Origin of the sequence: Streptomyces sp. NPDC102402 (assembly GCF_044765765.1) — a bacterium.
Lineage (GTDB): Bacteria > Actinomycetota > Actinomycetes > Streptomycetales > Streptomycetaceae > Streptomyces.
Genome location: NZ_JBIWKR010000003.1, coordinates 358,049 through 377,195 on the forward strand (window position 1 = coordinate 358,049; position 19,147 = coordinate 377,195).

General features: G+C 69.0%; 15 protein-coding genes. 14 read left to right on the forward strand and 1 reads right to left on the reverse strand.

Annotated elements, in window-relative coordinates:
• Window positions 1-69 precede the first annotated feature (69 nt).
• From tig to clpX, 4 genes are all read left to right on the forward strand, one after another.
• Entirely contained in the window at window positions 70-1,479 is a 1,410-nt protein-coding gene (gene tig, locus ACIRJR_RS11090; RefSeq protein WP_403777251.1) for a trigger factor, read from the forward strand.
• A 262-nt stretch (window positions 1,480-1,741) separates the two neighbouring features.
• Window positions 1,742-2,347, forward strand: a complete 606-nt coding sequence (locus ACIRJR_RS11095; protein WP_403778696.1) for an ATP-dependent Clp protease proteolytic subunit — start codon at window positions 1,742-1,744, stop codon at window positions 2,345-2,347.
• Window positions 2,348-2,414: 67 nt separating this feature from the next.
• Window positions 2,415-3,098, forward strand: a complete 684-nt coding sequence (locus ACIRJR_RS11100) for an ATP-dependent Clp protease proteolytic subunit (RefSeq protein ID WP_031091966.1) — start codon at window positions 2,415-2,417, stop codon at window positions 3,096-3,098.
• 156 nt (window positions 3,099-3,254) lie between these two features.
• On the forward strand, window positions 3,255-4,553 hold the full coding sequence (gene clpX, locus ACIRJR_RS11105) for an ATP-dependent Clp protease ATP-binding subunit ClpX (protein ID WP_103516222.1): 1,299 nt from the start codon (window positions 3,255-3,257) through the stop codon (window positions 4,551-4,553).
• 67 nt (window positions 4,554-4,620) lie between these two features.
• Here the strand turns inward: clpX and ACIRJR_RS11110 are convergent, their stop codons facing one another.
• Complete coding sequence (locus tag ACIRJR_RS11110; RefSeq protein WP_403777255.1) at window positions 4,621-5,658, reverse strand: hypothetical protein; 1,038 nt, start codon at window positions 5,656-5,658, stop codon at window positions 4,621-4,623.
• A 137-nt stretch (window positions 5,659-5,795) separates the two neighbouring features.
• Here ACIRJR_RS11110 and ACIRJR_RS11115 point away from each other — a divergent pair, with 137 nt between their 5' ends.
• The 10 genes from ACIRJR_RS11115 to ACIRJR_RS11160 all read left to right on the forward strand — a co-directional run bounded on the left by ACIRJR_RS11115 (window position 5,796) and on the right by ACIRJR_RS11160 (window position 19,118).
• Window positions 5,796-8,417 (forward strand): valine--tRNA ligase, encoded by a 2,622-nt coding sequence (locus ACIRJR_RS11115; protein WP_403777258.1) that lies wholly within the window; start codon window positions 5,796-5,798, stop codon window positions 8,415-8,417.
• 154 nt (window positions 8,418-8,571) lie between these two features.
• Complete coding sequence (locus tag ACIRJR_RS11120) at window positions 8,572-10,095, forward strand: bifunctional folylpolyglutamate synthase/dihydrofolate synthase (protein WP_403777261.1); 1,524 nt, start codon at window positions 8,572-8,574, stop codon at window positions 10,093-10,095.
• A 3-nt stretch (window positions 10,096-10,098) separates the two neighbouring features.
• Window positions 10,099-10,467 (forward strand): DUF4233 domain-containing protein, encoded by a 369-nt coding sequence (locus tag ACIRJR_RS11125; RefSeq protein ID WP_403777264.1) that lies wholly within the window; start codon window positions 10,099-10,101, stop codon window positions 10,465-10,467.
• An 84-nt stretch (window positions 10,468-10,551) separates the two neighbouring features.
• On the forward strand, window positions 10,552-10,965 hold the full coding sequence (gene ndk, locus ACIRJR_RS11130; RefSeq protein WP_014156293.1) for a nucleoside-diphosphate kinase: 414 nt from the start codon (window positions 10,552-10,554) through the stop codon (window positions 10,963-10,965).
• A 293-nt stretch (window positions 10,966-11,258) separates the two neighbouring features.
• Window positions 11,259-12,278, forward strand: a complete 1,020-nt coding sequence (locus ACIRJR_RS11135) for a rod shape-determining protein (RefSeq protein WP_073746922.1) — start codon at window positions 11,259-11,261, stop codon at window positions 12,276-12,278.
• A 97-nt stretch (window positions 12,279-12,375) separates the two neighbouring features.
• A complete protein-coding gene (gene mreC / locus ACIRJR_RS11140; RefSeq protein WP_403777268.1) occupies window positions 12,376-13,422 on the forward strand; it encodes a rod shape-determining protein MreC in 1,047 nt (348 codons plus the stop codon).
• A gap of 11 nt (window positions 13,423-13,433) precedes the next feature.
• Window positions 13,434-14,093: a rod shape-determining protein MreD gene (gene mreD / locus ACIRJR_RS11145; protein WP_403777271.1), complete on the forward strand. Its 660-nt coding sequence runs from the start codon at window positions 13,434-13,436 to the stop codon at window positions 14,091-14,093.
• A gap of 79 nt (window positions 14,094-14,172) precedes the next feature.
• Window positions 14,173-16,347 (forward strand): penicillin-binding protein 2, encoded by a 2,175-nt coding sequence (gene mrdA / locus ACIRJR_RS11150; protein ID WP_403777274.1) that lies wholly within the window; start codon window positions 14,173-14,175, stop codon window positions 16,345-16,347.
• Complete coding sequence (gene rodA, locus ACIRJR_RS11155; protein WP_403777277.1) at window positions 16,347-17,540, forward strand: rod shape-determining protein RodA; 1,194 nt, start codon at window positions 16,347-16,349, stop codon at window positions 17,538-17,540. Before mrdA ends, rodA begins: the two co-directional genes overlap by 1 nt.
• A 51-nt stretch (window positions 17,541-17,591) precedes the next feature.
• The gene (locus ACIRJR_RS11160; protein WP_403777280.1) at window positions 17,592-19,118 is read left to right on the forward strand and encodes a CHAD domain-containing protein; all 1,527 of its coding nucleotides are present in this window, start codon (window positions 17,592-17,594) and stop codon (window positions 19,116-19,118) included.
• Window positions 19,119-19,147: the final 29 nt, after the last annotated feature.

Consider the following 19,147-nt stretch of genomic DNA (forward strand, 5'->3'; position numbering starts at 1 on the left):
CGATCCGCGAAGCCGCCTCTCGGCGGCCCAGCAGAACCCCAAGAAGTCAGCCACCAAGGAGACCGAACCGTGAAGAGCGCCGTGGAGACCCTGAACCCGACTCGGGTTCGGCTCAGCATCGAGGTGCCCTTCGAGGAGCTCAAGGACAGCCTCGACGCGGCGTACAAGAAGATCAACCAGCAGGTCACGGTGAAGGGCTTCCGTAAGGGCAAGATCCCCAACCGCGTCATCGACCAGCGGTTCGGCCGTGGTGCTGTGCTGGAGGAGGCCGTCAACGACGCCCTTCCGAAGTTCTACACCGAGGCTGTCAACGAGGGTGAGCTCAACGTTCTGGGCCAGCCCGAGGTTGACATCACCGAGCTCAAGGATGGCGAACTGCTGGCCTTCACCGCCGAGGTGGATGTCCGTCCCGAGATCGAGATTCCGGACTACTCCGGCATCGAGGTCACCGTGGACGCACTCGAAGTCACCGATGAAGAGGTCGAGAAGGCCGTGGAGCAGCTCCGCGAGCGCTTCGCATCGACCAACCCGGTCGAGCGCGCCGCCGCCGAGGGCGACGTCGTGACGATCGACCTCGAGGCCAAGGTCGACGGAGAGGTCCTCGAGGACGGCGTGGCCGCGGGTGTCTCGTACACCATCGGTTCCGGCGAGCTCCTCGAAGGCATCGACGAGGCCGTGACCGGCCTGGAGGCCGGTGGCGAGGCCACCTTCACCTCCGAGCTGAAGGGCGGCTCCGCCGAGGGCAAGGAAGCGGAGGTCACCGTCAAGGTCACCGCCGTCGCCGCACGCGAACTGCCTGAGCTGGACGACGACTTCGCGCAGATGGCGAGCGAGTTCGACACGCTCGCCGAGCTTCGCGAGGACAGCCGCAAGCGCCTCGAGAACACCAAGCAGTACGACCAGGCCACCCAGGCCCAGGAGCGCGTCCTCGAGGAGCTGCTGAAGCTGGCCGAGGTCCCGATCCCCGAGAAGCTTCTCGCGGACGAGGTCCAGACCCGCAAGCACAACCTCGAGCACCACCAGCTCGGCCAGATGGGTCTCGACCTCGAGAAGTACCTCGAGATCCAGGGCAAGACCCTGGAGGAGTTCGAGAACGAGACCTCCGAGCAGGCCGTCAAGGGCATCAAGACCCAGTTCATCCTTGACGAGCTCGTCAACAAGGAGAAGCTGAACGTCAACCAGGAGGAGCTCACCGAGCACCTCATGCGGCGTGCGCAGTCCTCCGGCATGAGCCCCGACCAGTTCGCCCAGGCCGTCGTCGAAGGCGGCCAGGTGCCGATGCTCGTCGGCGAGGTCGCCCGCGGCAAGGCGCTCGCCGTCGTCGTCGAGGCCGCCAAGGTCATCGACACCAACGGTGAGATCGTCGACCTCGAAGACGATGAGGACGCGGTGGAGGCGGCCGAGGAGGCCCCCGAGACGGCCGAGGCCGCCGAGGGCACCGAGAAGGCCGAGGAGAAGGACGAGAAGAACGAGGCCTGAGCCCCGCTCCGCTCGTTGACCTGATCCGCACGGCGGGCCCCGGACGTTCGCGTCCGGGGCCCGCCGTCGTTCGCCCGGGACCCTTGTGCGGACTGCTCACCTTGCGCTCCCAGCGAACAGTTGGGGAACCGGGATGGCGTTGTCCCACCTGCGCGTTAGGGTCCATGAAGAGGAAGGGTCGGGTAGTCCCGGCCCACCGGTACGAAGACGCTGAGACGGCCGGAGCCGTCAGAGACGAGCAGGTGGATACGTGACGAATCTGATGCCCTACGCCGCCGGAGAGCCGTCCCTCGGTGGAGGCCTCGGTGACCAGGTCTACAGCCGACTGCTCGGCGAGCGCATCATCTTCCTCGGTCAGCAGGTCGACGATGACATCGCCAACAAGATCACCGCACAGCTTCTGCTCCTTGCCGCGGAACCCGACAAGGACATCTACCTCTACATCAACAGCCCCGGCGGTTCGGTGACGGCCGGCATGGCGGTCTACGACACCATGCAGTACATCCCGAACGACGTGGTCACCATCGGTATGGGCATGGCGGCCTCGATGGGCCAGTTCCTGCTCACCGGCGGCACGGCGGGCAAGCGCTTCGCGCTCCCGAACACCGACATCCTCATGCACCAGGGTTCGGCCGGCATCGGCGGTACTGCCTCGGACATCAAGATCCAGGCGCAGTACCTGCTCCGTACGAAGACCCGGATGGCCGAGATCACGGCCCTCCACTCCGGTCAGACCGTGGAGACGATCATCCGCGACGGCGACCGCGACCGCTGGTACACCGCCGAGGAGGCCAAGGACTACGGCCTCATCGACGAGATCATCTCGGTCGCGTCGGGCATCCCGGGCGGCGGCGGCACCGGCGCCTGATCCAGGCGTGCACCACCCCGCACCCTCTCGTACGCCGAGACCTCCAGCCCACAGATACGCCACCAGGATGGTGAACACCCACATGAACAACTTCTCCGGCGCCTCCGCGAGCGGTCTTTACACCGGCCCGCAGGTGGACAACCGCTACGTCGTCCCGCGCTTCGTGGAGCGCACCTCGCAGGGTGTGCGTGAGTACGACCCGTACGCGAAGCTCTTCGAGGAGCGCGTGATCTTCCTCGGCGTGCAGATCGACGACGCCTCGGCCAACGACGTCATGGCGCAGCTGCTGTGCCTGGAGTCGATGGACCCGGACCGCGACATCTCGATCTACATCAACAGCCCCGGCGGCTCGTTCACCGCGCTCACCGCGATCTACGACACGATGCAGTTCGTGAAGCCGGACATCCAGACGGTCTGCATGGGCCAGGCCGCCTCCGCCGCCGCCGTCCTGCTGGCAGCGGGCACCCCGGGCAAGCGCATGGCGCTCCCGCACGCCCGTGTGCTGATCCACCAGCCGTCCTCGCAGACCGGCCGTGAGCAGCTCTCCGACCTGGAGATCGCGGCCAACGAGATCCTGCGGATGCGGACCCAGCTCGAGGAGATGCTGGCCAAGCACTCCACCACCCCGCTGGAGAAGATCAGCGAGGACATCGAGCGCGACAAGATCCTTACCGCCGACGACGCACTTGCGTACGGTCTGGTGGACCAGATCGTCTCCACCCGTAAGACCACAGCCGGCGCGTCCGTCTGACGTCGGTCTTTCCCCTTGGCACATTCCACTCGCACGGCCACGGCCGTGTGAACCGTGCCAAGGGGGGCCCGAACGGGGGGCCAGGCAAGGTACCGTCGGATAGAGGCACCAGGAGCCGCTGAACCAGGCTGCTCCCAGGCGAAGGGGAAGCACCTCGTGGCACGCATCGGTGATGGCGGCGACCTGCTCAAGTGCTCGTTCTGCGGAAAGAGCCAGAAGCAGGTGAAGAAGCTCATCGCGGGACCCGGTGTGTACATCTGCGACGAGTGCATCGATCTCTGCAACGAGATCATCGAGGAGGAGCTCGCCGAGACCTCCGAGGTGCGGTGGGAGGAGCTCCCCAAGCCGCGCGAGATCTACGAGTTCCTCGAGGGGTACGTCGTCGGGCAGGAGCCCGCGAAGAAGGCCCTCTCGGTCGCTGTGTACAACCACTACAAGCGGGTCCAGGCGGGCGAGAACGGCGGCGGCGCGAACCGCGACGACGCCATCGAGCTCGCCAAGTCCAACATCCTGCTGCTGGGCCCCACGGGCTCCGGCAAGACGCTCCTCGCGCAGACGCTGGCACGCATGCTCAACGTCCCGTTCGCCATCGCGGACGCGACGGCGCTGACGGAGGCCGGCTATGTCGGTGAGGACGTCGAGAACATCCTGCTGAAGCTGATCCAGGCCGCGGACTACGACGTCAAGAAGGCCGAGACCGGGATCATCTACATCGACGAGATCGACAAGGTCGCCCGCAAGAGCGAGAACCCGTCGATCACGCGCGACGTCTCCGGCGAGGGCGTGCAGCAGGCCCTGCTGAAGATCCTGGAGGGCACCACCGCCTCCGTACCGCCGCAGGGCGGACGGAAGCACCCCCACCAGGAGTTCATCCAGATCGACACGACGAACGTCCTGTTCATCGTGGGCGGCGCCTTCTCGGGCCTGGAGAAGATCATCGAGTCGCGGGCCGGCGCCAAGGGCATCGGCTTCGGTGCGACGATCCGCTCCAAGCTGGAGATCCAGGCGAGCGACCAGTTCCAGGAGGTCATGCCGGAGGACCTGGTGAAGTTCGGGATGATCCCCGAGTTCATCGGCCGTCTCCCCGTGCTGACCTCGGTCCACAACCTGGACCGCGAGGCGCTGCTCCAGATCCTGGTCGAGCCGCGCAACGCGCTGGTGAAGCAGTACCAGCGCCTCTTCGAACTCGACGGCGTGGAGCTGGACTTCGAGCGCGAGGCGCTCGAAGCCATCGCCGACCAGGCGATCCTCCGCCAGACGGGCGCGCGTGGTCTGCGCGCCATCATGGAAGAGGTCCTCCAGTCCGTGATGTACGAGGTCCCGTCCCGCAAGGACGTGGCCCGCGTCGTCATCACGCCGGACGTCGTCCGCAACAACGTCAACCCGACCCTGGTCCCGCGCGAGCCGCGCACGATCGGCAAGAACGACGGCGGCCGCCACGAGAAGTCCGCGTAGCGGCAGGCGACAGCGCACGCGAAGGGGCGCCCGGCCAATGGCCGGGCGCCCCTTCGGCGTTGTGGGATCAGATCTTGGTACGCGAGGTCTTGTACAGCTTGGCGGCGAGGGCCGCCGTCTCGTCCTGGGTCATCGGCTTGTTCGTCATGGCGCCGCCGATGTCGAAGCCGATCACCACGCCGACGGTGCTGTAGTCGGCCCAGACGCAGACCGGCATGAGCATCTCCTTGGGCCCTCCCGCAGGAGTGCCGTCCGCCTTGTCGTTGACGATCTTCACGTTCTGGCACTTCATCAGCGCGCCCTCGAAGCCGGCGGGTGTCGCCTCCTCCGGGCTGCCGACCAGTGACCCCTCGGCGTCCTCGCTCATCGCCGCCTGCCTCTCGGCGTTCTTGAAGGAGCCGTCGATGACCTGCGCGGGGTCCTCGATCTCGCCCCAGACGCCCTGGAAGATGAGCATCTTCGTGGTGAGCGGGTTCTTCGCCATGTCGCCGCTCATGTACTGGGCGCCGACCTCGTTCGGCTTCTGGACCCCCATGGCCTCGGCCTTGGTCTTGTCCTGCCCCGTCATCGCGGCCGAGGGCTGCGCCTTGCTCGTGTCCTGCTTGTACGACTCCACCGCCGCCGCCGGCGTGATCTTGTACCCCTTGGTGGAGTCGGCGACATCACTGTTGCCGGAGCCGCCCGAGGTGAGGAAGTACACCCCGCCCGCGACGACGGCCAGCGCCACCACGGCCGCGCCGATGATCAGGCCCGTCTTCTTCTTCGGGGCACCCGGCTGCGGTGGCATGCCGGGGTACGCCTGCTGGCCGCCGTACGGCGGCGTGGGCGGCTGCTGGCCGTAGGGACCCGGCTGCTGGCCCTGCGGGTAGCCGTAGCCCGGCTGCGGGGGCTGCTGCTGCGGCGGGACGCCCTGGGGGGCCTGCTGCGGGTAGCCGTAGCCGGGCTGGCCCTGCGGAGGCCCCTGCGGGGGCTGCCCGCCGTACGGGCCCGGCTGCTGCCCGTACGGTCCGGGCTGCTGGCCGTACGGACCCGGCTGCTGGCCGTACGGTCCGGGCTGGCCCTGCGGCGGCTGCTGGCCGTACGGGCCCGGCTGGTTGTGGCTCATTGCGCTGTCCCCTCCAGAATGCTTATGCGTTCCGAACATCCTGGCGGAAGCGGCGCTCGCGTAGGGCACCGGGACGTACACCGTTACTGAACAAACCGGTTTCAGTGCATGACTGTGACGCCCCTAAACTGTGTGCCGTGACCGAGAACGCAGCGCAGCAGCCAGCCAGCATCCCCGAACTGCCGACCCAGTACGCGCCGGCCGAGGTAGAGGGGAAGCTGTACGAGCGCTGGGTGGAGCGCGGTTACTTCACGGCCGACCCGGAGAGCGAGAAGCCTCCGTACACGATCGTCATCCCGCCGCCCAACGTCACCGGTTCCCTCCACCTGGGCCACGCCTTCCAGCACACGCTCATGGACGCCCTCACCCGCCGCAAGCGGATGCAGGGGTACGAGGCGCTGTGGCTGCCCGGCATGGACCACGCCGGCATCGCCACCCAGAACAAGGTCGAGCAGCAGCTCGGCGAGGAGGGCAAGTCCCGCCACGACCTGGGGCGCGAGGAGTTCGTCGAGCGCGTCTGGCAGTGGAAGGAAGAGTACGGCGGCAAGATCCTGGGCCAGATGCGCCGCCTCGGCGACGGCGTCGACTGGTCCCGTGAGCGCTTCACCATGGACGAGGGGCTGTCCGCCGCCGTCCAGACGATCTTCAAGCGGCTCTACGACGACGAGCTGATCTACCGCGCCGAGCGCATCATCAACTGGTGCCCCCGCTGTCTCACCGCGATCTCCGACATCGAGGTCGACTACCAGGACGACGACGGAGAGCTCGTCTCGATCCGGTACGGCGAGGGTGAGGAGACGCTGGTCGTCGCCACGACCCGCGCGGAGACGATGCTGGGCGACACCGCCATCGCCGTCCACCCGGACGACGCCCGGTACGCCCACCTGCTCGGCAAGCGGATCAAGCTGCCGCTCACGGACCGCACGATCCCGGTCGTCGCGGACCACCACGTCGACCCGGAGTTCGGCACCGGCGCCGTCAAGGTGACCCCGGCCCACGACCCGAACGACTTCGCGATCGGCCAGCGCCACGGCCTGGAGTCGATGACCGTCATGGACGAGCGCGGTGTCATCACCGTTCCCGGACCGTTCGAGGGTCTCGACCGCTTCGAGGCCCGGTCCGCGATCGTCGGCGCGCTGCGCGAGCAGGGCCGGATCGTGGCCGAGAAGCGTCCGTACGTCCACTCCGTCGGCCACTGCTCCCGCTGCCGCACGACCGTCGAGCCCCGGCTCTCGCTCCAGTGGTGGGTCAAGGTCGAGACCCTCGCGAAGGCGGCTGGTGACGCGGTCCGCGACGGGCGGGTCGCGATCCACCCCAAGGAGATGGAGCAGCGGTACTTCGACTGGGTCGACAACCTCCGCGACTGGTGCATCTCGCGCCAGCTCTGGTGGGGCCACCGCATCCCCGTCTGGTACGGCCCCGAAGGCGAGGTCGTCTGCGTCGGCCCCGACGAGCAGCCGCCCACCGGTGAGGGCTGGACCCAGGACGCCGACGTCCTGGACACCTGGTTCTCGTCCGGCCTCTGGCCGTTCTCGACGCTCGGCTGGCCCGAGGAGACCCCGGACCTCAAGAAGTTCTATCCGACGGACGTCCTGGTCACCGGCCACGACATCATCTTCTTCTGGGTCGCCCGGATGATGATGTTCGGCCTGTACGTCATGGACGGCGAGGCCCCGTTCAAGACGATCGCGCTCACCGGTCTGGTCCGTGACGAGCGCGGCAAGAAGATGTCGAAGTCCTTCGGCAACGTCGTCGACCCGCTGGACTGGATGGACACGTACGGCTCCGACGCCGTCCGCTTCACCCTCGCCAGGGGCGCCAACCCGGGCACCGACGTCCCGATCGGTGAGGACTGGGTCCAGGCCTCCCGCAACTTCGCCAACAAGATCTGGAACGCGACCCGCTTCGCGATGATGAACGGCGCGACGGTGGAGGGCGACCTCCCGCCCGTCGAGCAGCTCTCGGCCACCGACCGCTGGATCCTGTCCCGGCTGAACAAGACCGTCGCCGACGCCGACGCGTTCTATGAGGACTTCCAGTTCGCCAAGCTCAGCGACGCCCTCTACCACTTCGCGTGGGACGAGGTCTTCGACTGGTACGTCGAGCTGTCCAAGACGACGTTCTTCGCGGGCGGTGAGCAGGCCCAGGTCTCCGCCCGGGTCCTCGGCGAGGTCCTGGACGTCACCCTGCGCCTCCTGCACCCGATCGTCCCGTTCGTGACCGAGCAGCTCTGGACGACGCTCACCGGTCAGGAGTCCGTCGTCATCGCCGACTGGCCGAAGGACAGCGGCTTCCGGGACGACGCGGCCGAGAAGGAGATCGAGCTGGTCCAGCAGGTCGTCACCGAGGTCCGGCGCTTCCGCTCCGACCAGGGCCTCCAGCCCGGCCAGAAGGTCCCGGCCGAGCTGACCGTCACCGGCACGGTGCTCGCCCCGCACGAGGCGGCCATCCGCCAGCTGCTGCGCCTGCAGCCGGCCGGCGACGGCTTCCAGGCGACGGCCACGCTGCCCGTCGCCGGAGCCACCGTCGCCCTCGACCTGTCCGGCACGATCGACGTCGAGGCGGAGCGCAAGCGCCTCACCAAGGACCTCGGCGCCGCGGAGAAGGAGAAGGCCCAGGCCACCGGGAAGCTCGGCAACGAGGCGTTCCTCGCCAAGGCACCGGACAACGTGGTCGACAAGATCCGCGGCCGGCTCGCCAAGGCGGAGGCCGACATCGAGCGGATCGCCGCCCAGCTGGCGCAACTGCCCCAGGGCTGATCACCTGAGGACGAAGCCCCCGTACCCCCGACCGACCGGGAGTGCGGGGGCTTCGCCGTGACCGGGGAGCGCGGTGCCGGGGCTCCTCCACGCCCGGGGAGGCACGGCGGCGGGCGCTGCGCGCGATGTCCGTGGCCATCCGTAGACTGGCCCCGTGAGTGAGCCCCGCCCTTCAGACCGGCACGACGCGTCAGATCCCGACGACACCTTCGCGGAGATCGTCGACGAAGAGACCCAGCGCGACCCCGACCTGGCGGTGATCGAGGCCGGGAGCCGTACGCTGCGCGCCCAGTCGGGCCCGCCGCAGGGCGAGGCCGTCCCCGACCGCCCGGCCGACCCCGAGACCGACCGGGCGCTGCGCGAGGTGGAGCAGGAGCTCGCCGGCCGCTGGGGCGAGACCAAGCTCGAGCCCTCGGTGACCCGCATCGCCGCCCTCATGGACGTGCTGGGCGAGCCCCAGCGCGCCTACCCGTCGATCCACATCACGGGGACGAACGGCAAGACCAGCACGGCCCGGATGGTCGAGGCCCTGCTGAACGCCTTCGAGCTCCGCACCGGCCGCTACACCTCCCCGCACGTCCAGTCGATCACCGAGCGGATCAGTCTGGACGGCGCGCCCATCGCGGCCGAGCGTTTCATCGAGACGTACGACGACATCAAGCCGTACGTCGAGATGGTCGACGCCCAGCAGCCCTACCGGCTCTCGTTCTTCGAGGTCCTGACGGGCATGGCGTACGCGGCGTTCGCCGACGCGCCGGTAGACGTCGCGGTCGTCGAGGTCGGCATGGGCGGCACCTGGGACGCGACCAACGTGATCGACGCCTCGGTCGCGGTCGTCACCCCCATCTCGCTGGACCACACCGACCGTCTCGGCTCCACCGCCGGCGAGATCGCCACGGAGAAGGCCGGCATCGTCAAGCAGGACGCCACGGTGATCCTGGCCCAGCAGCCGGTCGACGCCGCGCAGGTCATGCTGAAGAGGGCCGTCGAGGTCGACGCCACGGTCGCACGTGAGGGCATGGAGTTCGGCATCGTCTCCCGCGAGATCGCGGTCGGCGGCCAGCTGCTGACCCTGCGGGGCCTGGGCGGCGAGTACGACAACATCTTCCTGCCGCTCTACGGGGCGCACCAGGCGCACAACGCGCTGGTGGCGCTGGCCGCGGTCGAGGCGTTCTTCGGCATCGGCGCGGAACAGGCCCGCAGTCTCGACGTGGAAGTGGTCCGCAAGGCCTTCCTCTCGGTGCTGTCCCCGGGCCGCCTGGAGGTCGTCCGGTCCAGCCCGACCGTCGTCCTGGACGCGGCGCACAACCCGGCGGGTGCCCTCGCGGCATCGGAGGGCGTGTCCGAGGCCTTCAGCTTCTCCCGGCTGATCGGGGTCGTCGGCGCGAGCGACGGCAAGGACGTCAGGGGGCTCCTCGAAGCCTTCGAGCCGATCTTCGCCGAGATCGTCGTCACCCAGAACTCCAGCCCCCGCGCCATGGACGCCGACGCGCTCGCCGCGGTCGCCGTCGAGGTCTTCGGCAACGACCGGGTGCAGGTCGAACCTCGCCTGGACGACGCGCTGGAGGCGGCCATCACCCTCGCCGAGGAGGAGGCCGAATACGCGGGCGCCGGAGTCCTGGTGACCGGATCCGTGATCACGGTCGGCGAGGCCCGGCTGCTGCTTGGAAGGCGCTGACCTGTGCGTACGCTCTGTGCATCGACGCTGATCGGTGAGTTCTTCGTCATCGGCTTCGCCGGACTCGTGGCGATGAAGTCCGAGGACATGTCCATGGGCACGGTCTGGACGGTCTGCGGCATCGGCATGCTGCTGTCCGTCCTGCTCTGCGGTGTGCTCACCCGGCCCGGTGGTGTGCAGCTCGGCTGGGCGCTCCAGGTCCTGCTGGTCCTGAGCGGTTTCTTCGTCCCGATGATGTTCATCCTGGGCGTGATCTTCGCTGCCCTGTGGTGGGCCTCGGTGCACTACGGCCGCAGGATCGACGAGGCGAAGGCGCGCTGGGCCGCCCAGGCCGAGGCTCAGGAGAGCTCGCAGGCTCCGGCCCGAGGATGACACTGCGTAAACCCGGCCGTAGGCAGGCCGGCGCACCCCTGTAATCTCGCCTCACCCGCACCGAAAGCCCGCAAGGAGCCGCACATGACTCAGCGCACCCTCGTCCTTCTCAAGCCCGACGCCGTCCGGCGTGGGCTGATCGGCGAGATCGTCGGCCGCATCGAACGCAAGGCCGGCTGGACGATCACCGCGCTGGAGCTGCGCACGCTCGACCAGGAGACCCTGGAGCAGCACTACGGCGAGCACAAGGGCCGGCCGTTCTACGAGCCGCTCGTCGAGTTCATGGCCTCCGGCCCCGTCGTCGCTCTGGTGGCCGAAGGCGAGCGGGTGATCGAGGGCGTCCGCGCCCTCGCCGGCCCCACCGACCCGATCGCCGCCGCGCCCGGGTCGATCCGCGGTGACTTCGGCACGATCACCCGGGAGAACCTCATCCACGCCTCGGACTCCGAGGAGTCCGCGGAGCGAGAACTCAAGCTCTTCTTTCCCGGACTTTCCTGACTTCGGCTCCGCCAATCAGCGCTCATGACCTGGGGCGACCGAAGTAATTCGGTCGCCCTTCGGCTTAGGGTCACGTATCGCGGGAACGCATCCCCCCGACGTATCGTCACCATGGGTGGAACGGGCAGCCGTTCCGCTCGCCATGGCGAAGGACCCTCGCGCTGTGTCCGTGCATACGGCACTACGATGGAAGCTTCCACGCCCGCAGCGCCAACCCTCGCCTACTCAAAACAAGCCATTCTTCGCTTCTTGGGAAGGCCCGACGCATCCTCATGGGGAACAAGGGGAACTCAATGTCGTTCATCGGCCGTGACATGGCTATCGACCTCGGGACTGCCAACACGCTGGTGTACGTCAGGGGGCGCGGCATCGTTCTGAACGAGCCGTCCGTCGTGGCCATCAACACCAACACCGGCGGAATCCTGGCGGTCGGCGCCGAGGCAAAGAAGATGATCGGCCGCACACCGGGCAACATCGTTGCCGTGCGGCCCCTGAAGGACGGCGTGATCGCCGACTTCGAGATCACGGAGCGCATGCTCCGCTACTTCATCCTCAAGATCCACAAGCGCCGCTACCTGGCCCGTCCGCGGGTCGTCGTCTGTGTGCCCTCCGGCATCACAGGGGTCGAGCGACGCGCCGTCATCGAGGCGTCGACCCAGGCCGGCGCCCGACAGGTGCACATCATCGAAGAGCCCATGGCCGCGGCCATCGGCTCCGGCCTGCCGGTCCACGAGGCCACCGGGAACATGGTCGTCGACATCGGTGGCGGCACCACCGAGGTCGCCGTGATCTCGCTCGGCGGAATCGTCACCGCCCAGTCGATCCGGGTCGCCGGTGACGAGCTGGACAACGCGATCATCCAGCACATCAAGAAGGAGTACTCCCTCCTCCTCGGTGAGCGCACCGCCGAACAGATCAAGATCACGATCGGCTCGGCGTTCGAGATGGAGAAGGACGAGCACACCGAGATCCGCGGACGTGACCTGGTCTCGGGCCTGCCCAAGACCGTGGTCATCTCCGCGACCGAGGTCCGCAAGGCCATCGAGGAGCCGGTCAACGCGATCGTCGACGCCGTGAAGACGACGCTCGACAAGTGCCCGCCGGAACTCTCCGGCGACGTCATGGACCGCGGCATCGTCCTCACCGGCGGCGGCGCGCTCCTGCGGGGACTCGACGAGCGGCTCCGCCACGAGACGGGCATGCCGATCCACATCGCCGAGGACCCGCTGGACTCGGTGGCGCTCGGATCCGGCAAGTGCGTCGAGGAGTTCGAGGCGCTCCAGCAGGTGCTGGACGCCCAGCCCCGACGCTAGGACACGATGTTCCGCCGTACGGGCACTGCCGTCCCGTACGGCGGAACGTCGCTATACAGGCACGAACATTCCGACGAGGAAGGCACGGCCGCCGCACGTGAGGGACACACGAGAGAGCCGGCTGCTCCTGGTGCTGCTGATCGCCATCGCATTCGCCCTGATCACGGTGGATATCCGCGGTGGTGAGGAGTCGCCGGTGGACGGCGCCCGGCAGGCCGCCGCCACGGTCTTCGGACCGGTCGAGAACGGCGTCTCGGCGGCGGTGGACCCGGTGGGCAACGCCATCGGCGCCGTACGGGACTCCGGTGACCGGCACGACCGGATCGCGGCCCTGGAGCACGAGAACGCCACGCTGAAGACGAAGCTCGGCAGCGACGACCGCAACATCAGCAAGGTGCGCCAGCTCGACACCATGCTCAAGAGCGCCGGTGCCGGCCAGTACGGCATCAAGGCCGCCGAGGTCATCGCCATAGGAGCGGCCCAGGGCTTCTCCTGGACCATCACCATCGACGCCGGGGCTGACGACGGCCTGACGCGTGACATGACCGTGCTGAACGGCCAAGGGCTCGTCGGCAGGGTCACCACCGTCGGCCCGAGCACCGCGACCGTCCTGCTGGCCAACGACCCCGACTTCACCGTCGGAACCCGGCTGGAGAAGACCGACGAGCTGGGCTTCGCCACCGGACAGGGATCACGGCCGCTCTCGGTCCAGTTCCTCAACGGCAAGGCCGACGTGAAGAAGGGCGACCGGCTGGTCACCTTCGGCTCCAGCAAGGACAAGCCCTTCGTCCCCGGGGTGCCGGTCGGCGAGGTCGTCCGCGTGGACCCGTCCGGGGGCGACCTGACCCGGACGGTCTACGTCCAGCCGTTCGTCGGCTTCACCAAGCTCGACATCGTGGGCATCGTCGTCCAGGCGCCCCGCGAGGACCCCCGCGACATGGTGCTGCCGAAGCAGCCCAAGAAGCCGGAGAAGCCCAAGCCCACCCCGACCGTCACCGTCACGGTCCAGCCCAACGGCGACCTCGTGGACGCCGAAGGGAAGGTCGTGGGGAACGTCAACGAGAAGCCCGGCTCATCCGCCTCCCCGGATGCCGCGGGCGATGCCGACACGGCCGCCGGCGACGCGGCGAACGAGCAGGAATAGAGCTGATCTCCATGCGCATCAACAGGATTCTGCTCTCCGTCGCCCTGGTCGTGGTCGCCCTCGTCATCCAGGTCGCCGTACTCGCCCGGCTCCAGCTCCCCGGTGCCACCCCCGATCTCGTGCTTCTCGTCGTCCTCGGGCTCGCCTTCGTGTGGGGACCGGTCAGCGGCGCCTTCATCGGCTTCGGCGCGGGCCTCCTCGCGGACCTGGCACCGCCCGCCGACCACGCCGCCGGGCGCTACGCCCTGGTGCTCTGCATCATCGGCTACGTCGCCGGAATGGCCCGCCCGGAGAACGGCCAGCTCAAGTCGGCGTTCACCCCGATGGCCTTCGTCGTCGTCGCGGCCCTCGGATCGACCCTGCTGTACGCCGGTGTCGGCGCGCTCGTCGGTGACACGGCCGCCCGCCATGTGGGGCTGGGCAGCCTGCTCTTCACCGCCGCCGTGTACGACCTGCTGCTCGCGCCGTTCACCGTTCCGCTGATCATGGCGCTCGCCAGACGCACGGAGAACGACCCGGTCGCCGACAGCTCCAGCGGCGACGTCGCCGCCGGCTGGCTCGCCTCGGGCACCGGGCTGCGGATCGGCAGCCAGCGGGGCGGGATGCGCCTGAGGGCGGCCCGCAGCCGCGCCGCACGCGCAGGAAGGATCAAGGGGGTCAAGCGACTGTGAGGCCGTACCGGCACCGGACGAGCACCGGGGGCGCCCACCCCCGTACCCCCGGCCGACCCACCACCACCGGGGGCGCCCTGTGAGCAACATCCCGGAGACCGGACGGACCCAGCGGGTCCAGATCCGTCTCGTCGTCATCCAGGTCCTCGTCTTCTCCCTGCTCCTGACGCTCGGCGGCCGGCTCTGGTATCTCCAGATCCGCAACGGCCAGGAGTACACCGACGAAGCCAAGAACAACCACGTCCAGCAGGTCGTGCAGCCGGCCGTCCGGGGAGCCATCCTCGACGCGCGGGGCGTGCCCCTCGCCGACAACGAGACCCGCCTCGTGGTCTCCGCGAGCCGCACCGAGCTGATGAAGATGAAGGACGACGGGGTCGCCGTCCTCACCCGGCTCGCCGACGTGCTCGACATGAAGCCCAAGGACGTGCAGGACAAGGTCCGGCTCTGCGACGCGAAGACCCCGCAGCCCTGCTGGAACGGCTCGCCCTACCAGCCGATCCCCGTCACCGACGAGGCCACCACCCAGCAGGCCCTCACGATCCGTGAGCGTGCCGAGGACTTCCCCGGTATCACCGCCGAACCCACCGCCGTGCGCCGCTACGCCGCTCCCGGCAAGGCCAACACCGCCCAGGTCCTCGGCTACCTCTCGCCGGTCACCGACGAAGAGGTCACCAAGGCCCAGGACTCCGACTCGCCCTACCTCCGCTCCGACCAGGTCGGTCGCTCCGGCCTGGAGCGGACGTACGACAAGGAGCTCCGCGGCAAGGCGGGTGTCACCCGGTACGAGGTCGACAACCTCGGCCGCGTCATCGGCGAGGCGCAGAACGACGAGGCGGAGCCCGGGGCGAGCGTCGTCACCTCGATCGACGCCCGGGTCCAGGCCGTCGCCGAGTACGAGCTGAACAAGGCGATGGAGACGGCCCGCAAGGAGATGGACCGCAACACCAACGAGCTGTACAAGGCCGACTCCGGCGCCGTCGTCGTGATGGAGGCCAAGACCGGCCGCATCGTGTCCATGGCCTCCCTGCCGACCTACGACCCGAACGCCTGGATCGGCGGTATCTCCGCCAAGGACTACGCCAGGCTCACGGGCAAGAAGTCCAACTTCCCGCTCCTGAACCGGGCCATCCAGGGCACCGCCGCACCGGGGTCGATCTTCAAGGTCATCTCCTCGACCGCGGCCGTCAACGCCGGATACGACTTCGACGGCAACTACCCCTGCCCGAGCTCGTACTCCATCGGCGGCCAGGTCTTCAAGAACTTCGAGTCCCAGGGCTACGGCAGCATCAACCTCGGGCGCGCGCTCGAGGTCTCCTGCGACACGGTCTACTACGGCCTGGCGCACAAGGAGTGGGCGAAGGACGGCGGCAACAGCCCGAAGAAGAAGCCGGCGGACTGGTTCTACAAGACCGCCCACCAGTTCGGCCTCGGCAAGGAGACCGGCATCGACCTCCCCAACGAGGTCTCCGGCCGCGTCCCCGACCGCCAGTGGAAGCAGGACTTCTACGACGCCAACAAGGCGTCCTGGTGCAAGCAGGGCAAGAAGGACGGCACGTACGTCGAGAAGATCGCGTACGAAGGCTGCATCGAGGGCAACAAGATGCGCGCCGGTGACTCCGTCAACTACTCGATCGGCCAGGGTGACACCCTCGTCACCCCGATCCAGATGGCGACGATCTACGCCGCGATCTCCAACGGCGGCACCCTGTACGACCCGACCGTCGGCAAGGCGATCGTCAGCGGCGACGGCAGGTCCGTCCAGGAGATCGCGCCCCAGGCCCACGGCAAGCTGCCCTTCGAGGGAAACACGCGCGACAAGATAGACGAAGCCCTCGCGGGAGTCGCGACCCGGGGCAGCGCCGCCTGGCGATTCGGCGGATGGCCCCAGGACAAGATCCCGATGCACGCCAAGACGGGCACGGCCGAGGTCTACGGCAAGCAGACGACCTCCTGGTTCGCCACGTACACCAAGGACTACTCGATCGTCATGACGATCTCCCAGGGTGGTACGGGTTCCGGCGCCTCCGGACCCGCCGTGCGCAACATCTACAACGCGCTCTACGGGCTCGACGCGAGCGGAAAGCAGAACCTCAAGAAGGCGCTGCTGCCCGCCCCCCAGAAGGCGCTGCCGAAGATCAAGCCGGACGGCCAGATCGAGTCGCCCAAGATCAGGCCGTACGTCCCCGCGCCCGTCGACGACGGCACGCAGGCTCTCGCGGGTGCCCTGCCGGCGACCGTCGGGAGGCGTGACTGATGGCCGGATTCTCCGTCTCGCGCTACGGCCCCGAGGACCGCTCCCTCTGGGTCAGGCTCACCGCCCGCGACTCCGTCGTGCGGCGGCTGGACTGGCCCCTGCTCGGCTCGGGCGTCGCGCTGTCCTTCGTCGGCTCGCTCCTGGTCTGGTCGGCGACCCGGGGCCGGGACTCCCTCACCCACGGCGACCCGTACTACTTCCTGTTCCGGCACGCGCTCAACACCGGCATCGGCCTGGCGCTGATGATCGGCACCATCTGGCTCGGGCACCGCACCCTGCGGGGAGCGGTGCCGGTCCTCTACGGACTGTCGGTCGTGCTCGTCCTCGCGGTCCTCACCCCGCTGGGCGCCACCGTCAACGGCGCGCACGCCTGGATCCTCCTTCCCGGCGGCTTCTCCCTGCAGCCCTCCGAGTTCACCAAGATCACGATCATCCTCGGCATGGCGATGCTGCTCGCCGCCCGTGTCGATGCGGGCGACCAACTGCACCCCGACCACCGGACCGTCGCCAAGGCGCTCGGCCTGGCCGTCGTGCCGATGGCGGTGGTCATGCTGATGCCCGACCTCGGCTCCGTGATGGTCATGGCCGTCATCGTGCTCGGTGTGCTGCTCGCCTCCGGGGCGTCCAACCGCTGGATCTTCGGACTCCTCGGGGCGGGCACCGCGGGCGCCCTGGCCGTGTGGCAGCTCGGGGTGCTGGACGACTACCAGATCGCCCGCTTCGCGGCCTTCGCCAACCCGGCGCTCGACCCGGCCGGTGTCGGCTACAACACCAACCAGGCCCGTATCGCCATCGGTTCCGGCGGGCTCACGGGCACCGGGCTCTTCAACGGTTCCCAGACGACCGGCCAGTTCGTCCCCGAACAGCAGACCGACTTCGTCTTCACCGTCGCGGGGGAGGAGCTGGGCTTCCTCGGAGCCGGGCTGATCATCTTCCTCCTCGGCGTCGTCCTGTGGCGCGCCTGCCGGATCGCCCGCGGGACGACCGAGCTGTACGGGACGGTCGTGGCCGCCGGCATCATCGCCTGGTTCGCCTTCCAGTCCTTCGAGAACATCGGGATGACACTCGGGATCATGCCGGTGGCCGGGCTTCCGCTGCCGTTCGTGTCGTACGGGGGTTCCTCGATGTTCGCCGTCTGGGTGGCGATCGGACTGCTCCAGTCGATCAAGGTGCAGAGGCCGATGTCGGCCTGACGGATTCCTTCCGCCCTGCATGTTCGACCGCGGAGCGGAAAGATTCGTCCTATGGCGGACACCAAGCGTGAGGTCGAGCGAAAGTACGAAGCGACTCCCGAGACCCGGCTGCCGGACCTGACCCGTGCGGCCGGGGTCTCGGCCGTCGTCCACCGCGGCCTCACCGAACTCGACGCCGTCTACTACGACACCGAGGACTTCCGGCTGGCCGCCAGCTCTCTCACCCTGCGCCGCAGAACAGGCGGGGACGACGCCGGCTGGCATCTCAAGATCCCCGTCTCCGCCGGTGTCCGCGACGAGATCCAGGCCCCCCTCACCGACGCCCTGCCGGACGCGATCGGCGGGCTGCTCCGCTCCCGGGTACGGCACGCACCGGTGACCCCCGTCGTGCGGATCCTCTCCGCCCGGGACGTCCACCACCTCCTCGACGAGGACGGCGCCCTGCTCGCCGAGGTGAGCATCGACGAAGTTCTCGCGGAGCGCCTCACCGAGGAGGGGCACGGCACCACGGCTGCGTGGACCGAGATGGAGGTCGAACTGGCCGACGACGGCGACCCCGCCCTCCTGGACGCCGTGGAGCGACGGCTGCGCAAGGCCGGTGTCCGGCCCTCCGCCGCGCCGTCCAAGCTCTCCCGGGCCCTGGCCGACACGGCTCCCGGGAAGCGGCGGCGGACGAAGGAGGAGCGCCCCTCGCGCACCGCGGGCGACCACGTCCTCGCCTACGTACGCCACCAGGTCGCGGCACTCGTCGAGCTCGACCCCGCCGTACGCCGCGACCTGCCCGACAGCGTGCACCGCATGCGGGTCGCCACCCGCCGGCTGCGCAGCGCGTTCAGGACGTACCGCCGGCTGCTCGACCGGACCGTCACCGACCCGCTCCGCGACGAGCTCAAGTGGCTCGCCTCGGAACTCGGGGTCGACCGCGACAGGGAGGTCCTCGAGGAACGGCTCCGCTCCCGCGTCGCCGAGCTGCCGGCACCCCTGGTCCTGGGCCCCGTGGACGCCCGGCTGGAACTCACCTTCGCCGCCCGGCGCACGGGCTCTCGGCGACGGGTCGCCGACGTCCTCGACGCGGAGCGCTATCTGGCGCTGCTGGACGCCCTGGACGCCGTCCTCACGGACCCGCCGCTGCTCCCCGGCGCCGCAGGGGCGCCGGGTGACGTCCTGCCCCGCGCCGTGCTCAAGGACTACGAGCGCCTGGCCGGCCGTGTGGGACACGCCCTGGAACAGCGGCCGGGTGAGCGGCGCGACGTCGCCATGCACGAGGCGCGCAAGGCCGCCAAACGCGTCCGTTACGCCGCCGAGGCCGCCAGGCCGGCCCTGGGCAAGCCGGCCAAGAGGTTCTCCAAACGGATGAAGTCCGTGCAGTCGGTGCTCGGGGACCACCAGGACAGCGTCGTGGCCCGGGAGGCCCTGCGGACCCTGGCGGTCCAGGCCCACGGCGCGGGGGAGTCCGCCTTCACCTGGGGGCTCCTGTACGGCGAGGAGGAGGCGGCGGCGGAGGCGAGGGAACGCGAACTCCCCGAGGTGTGGGCGCGGGCATCGCGCCCGGGACTGCGGGCGGCGCTGAAAGGCTGAGCACCGGGTTACGCTTGATGGTCACCCCT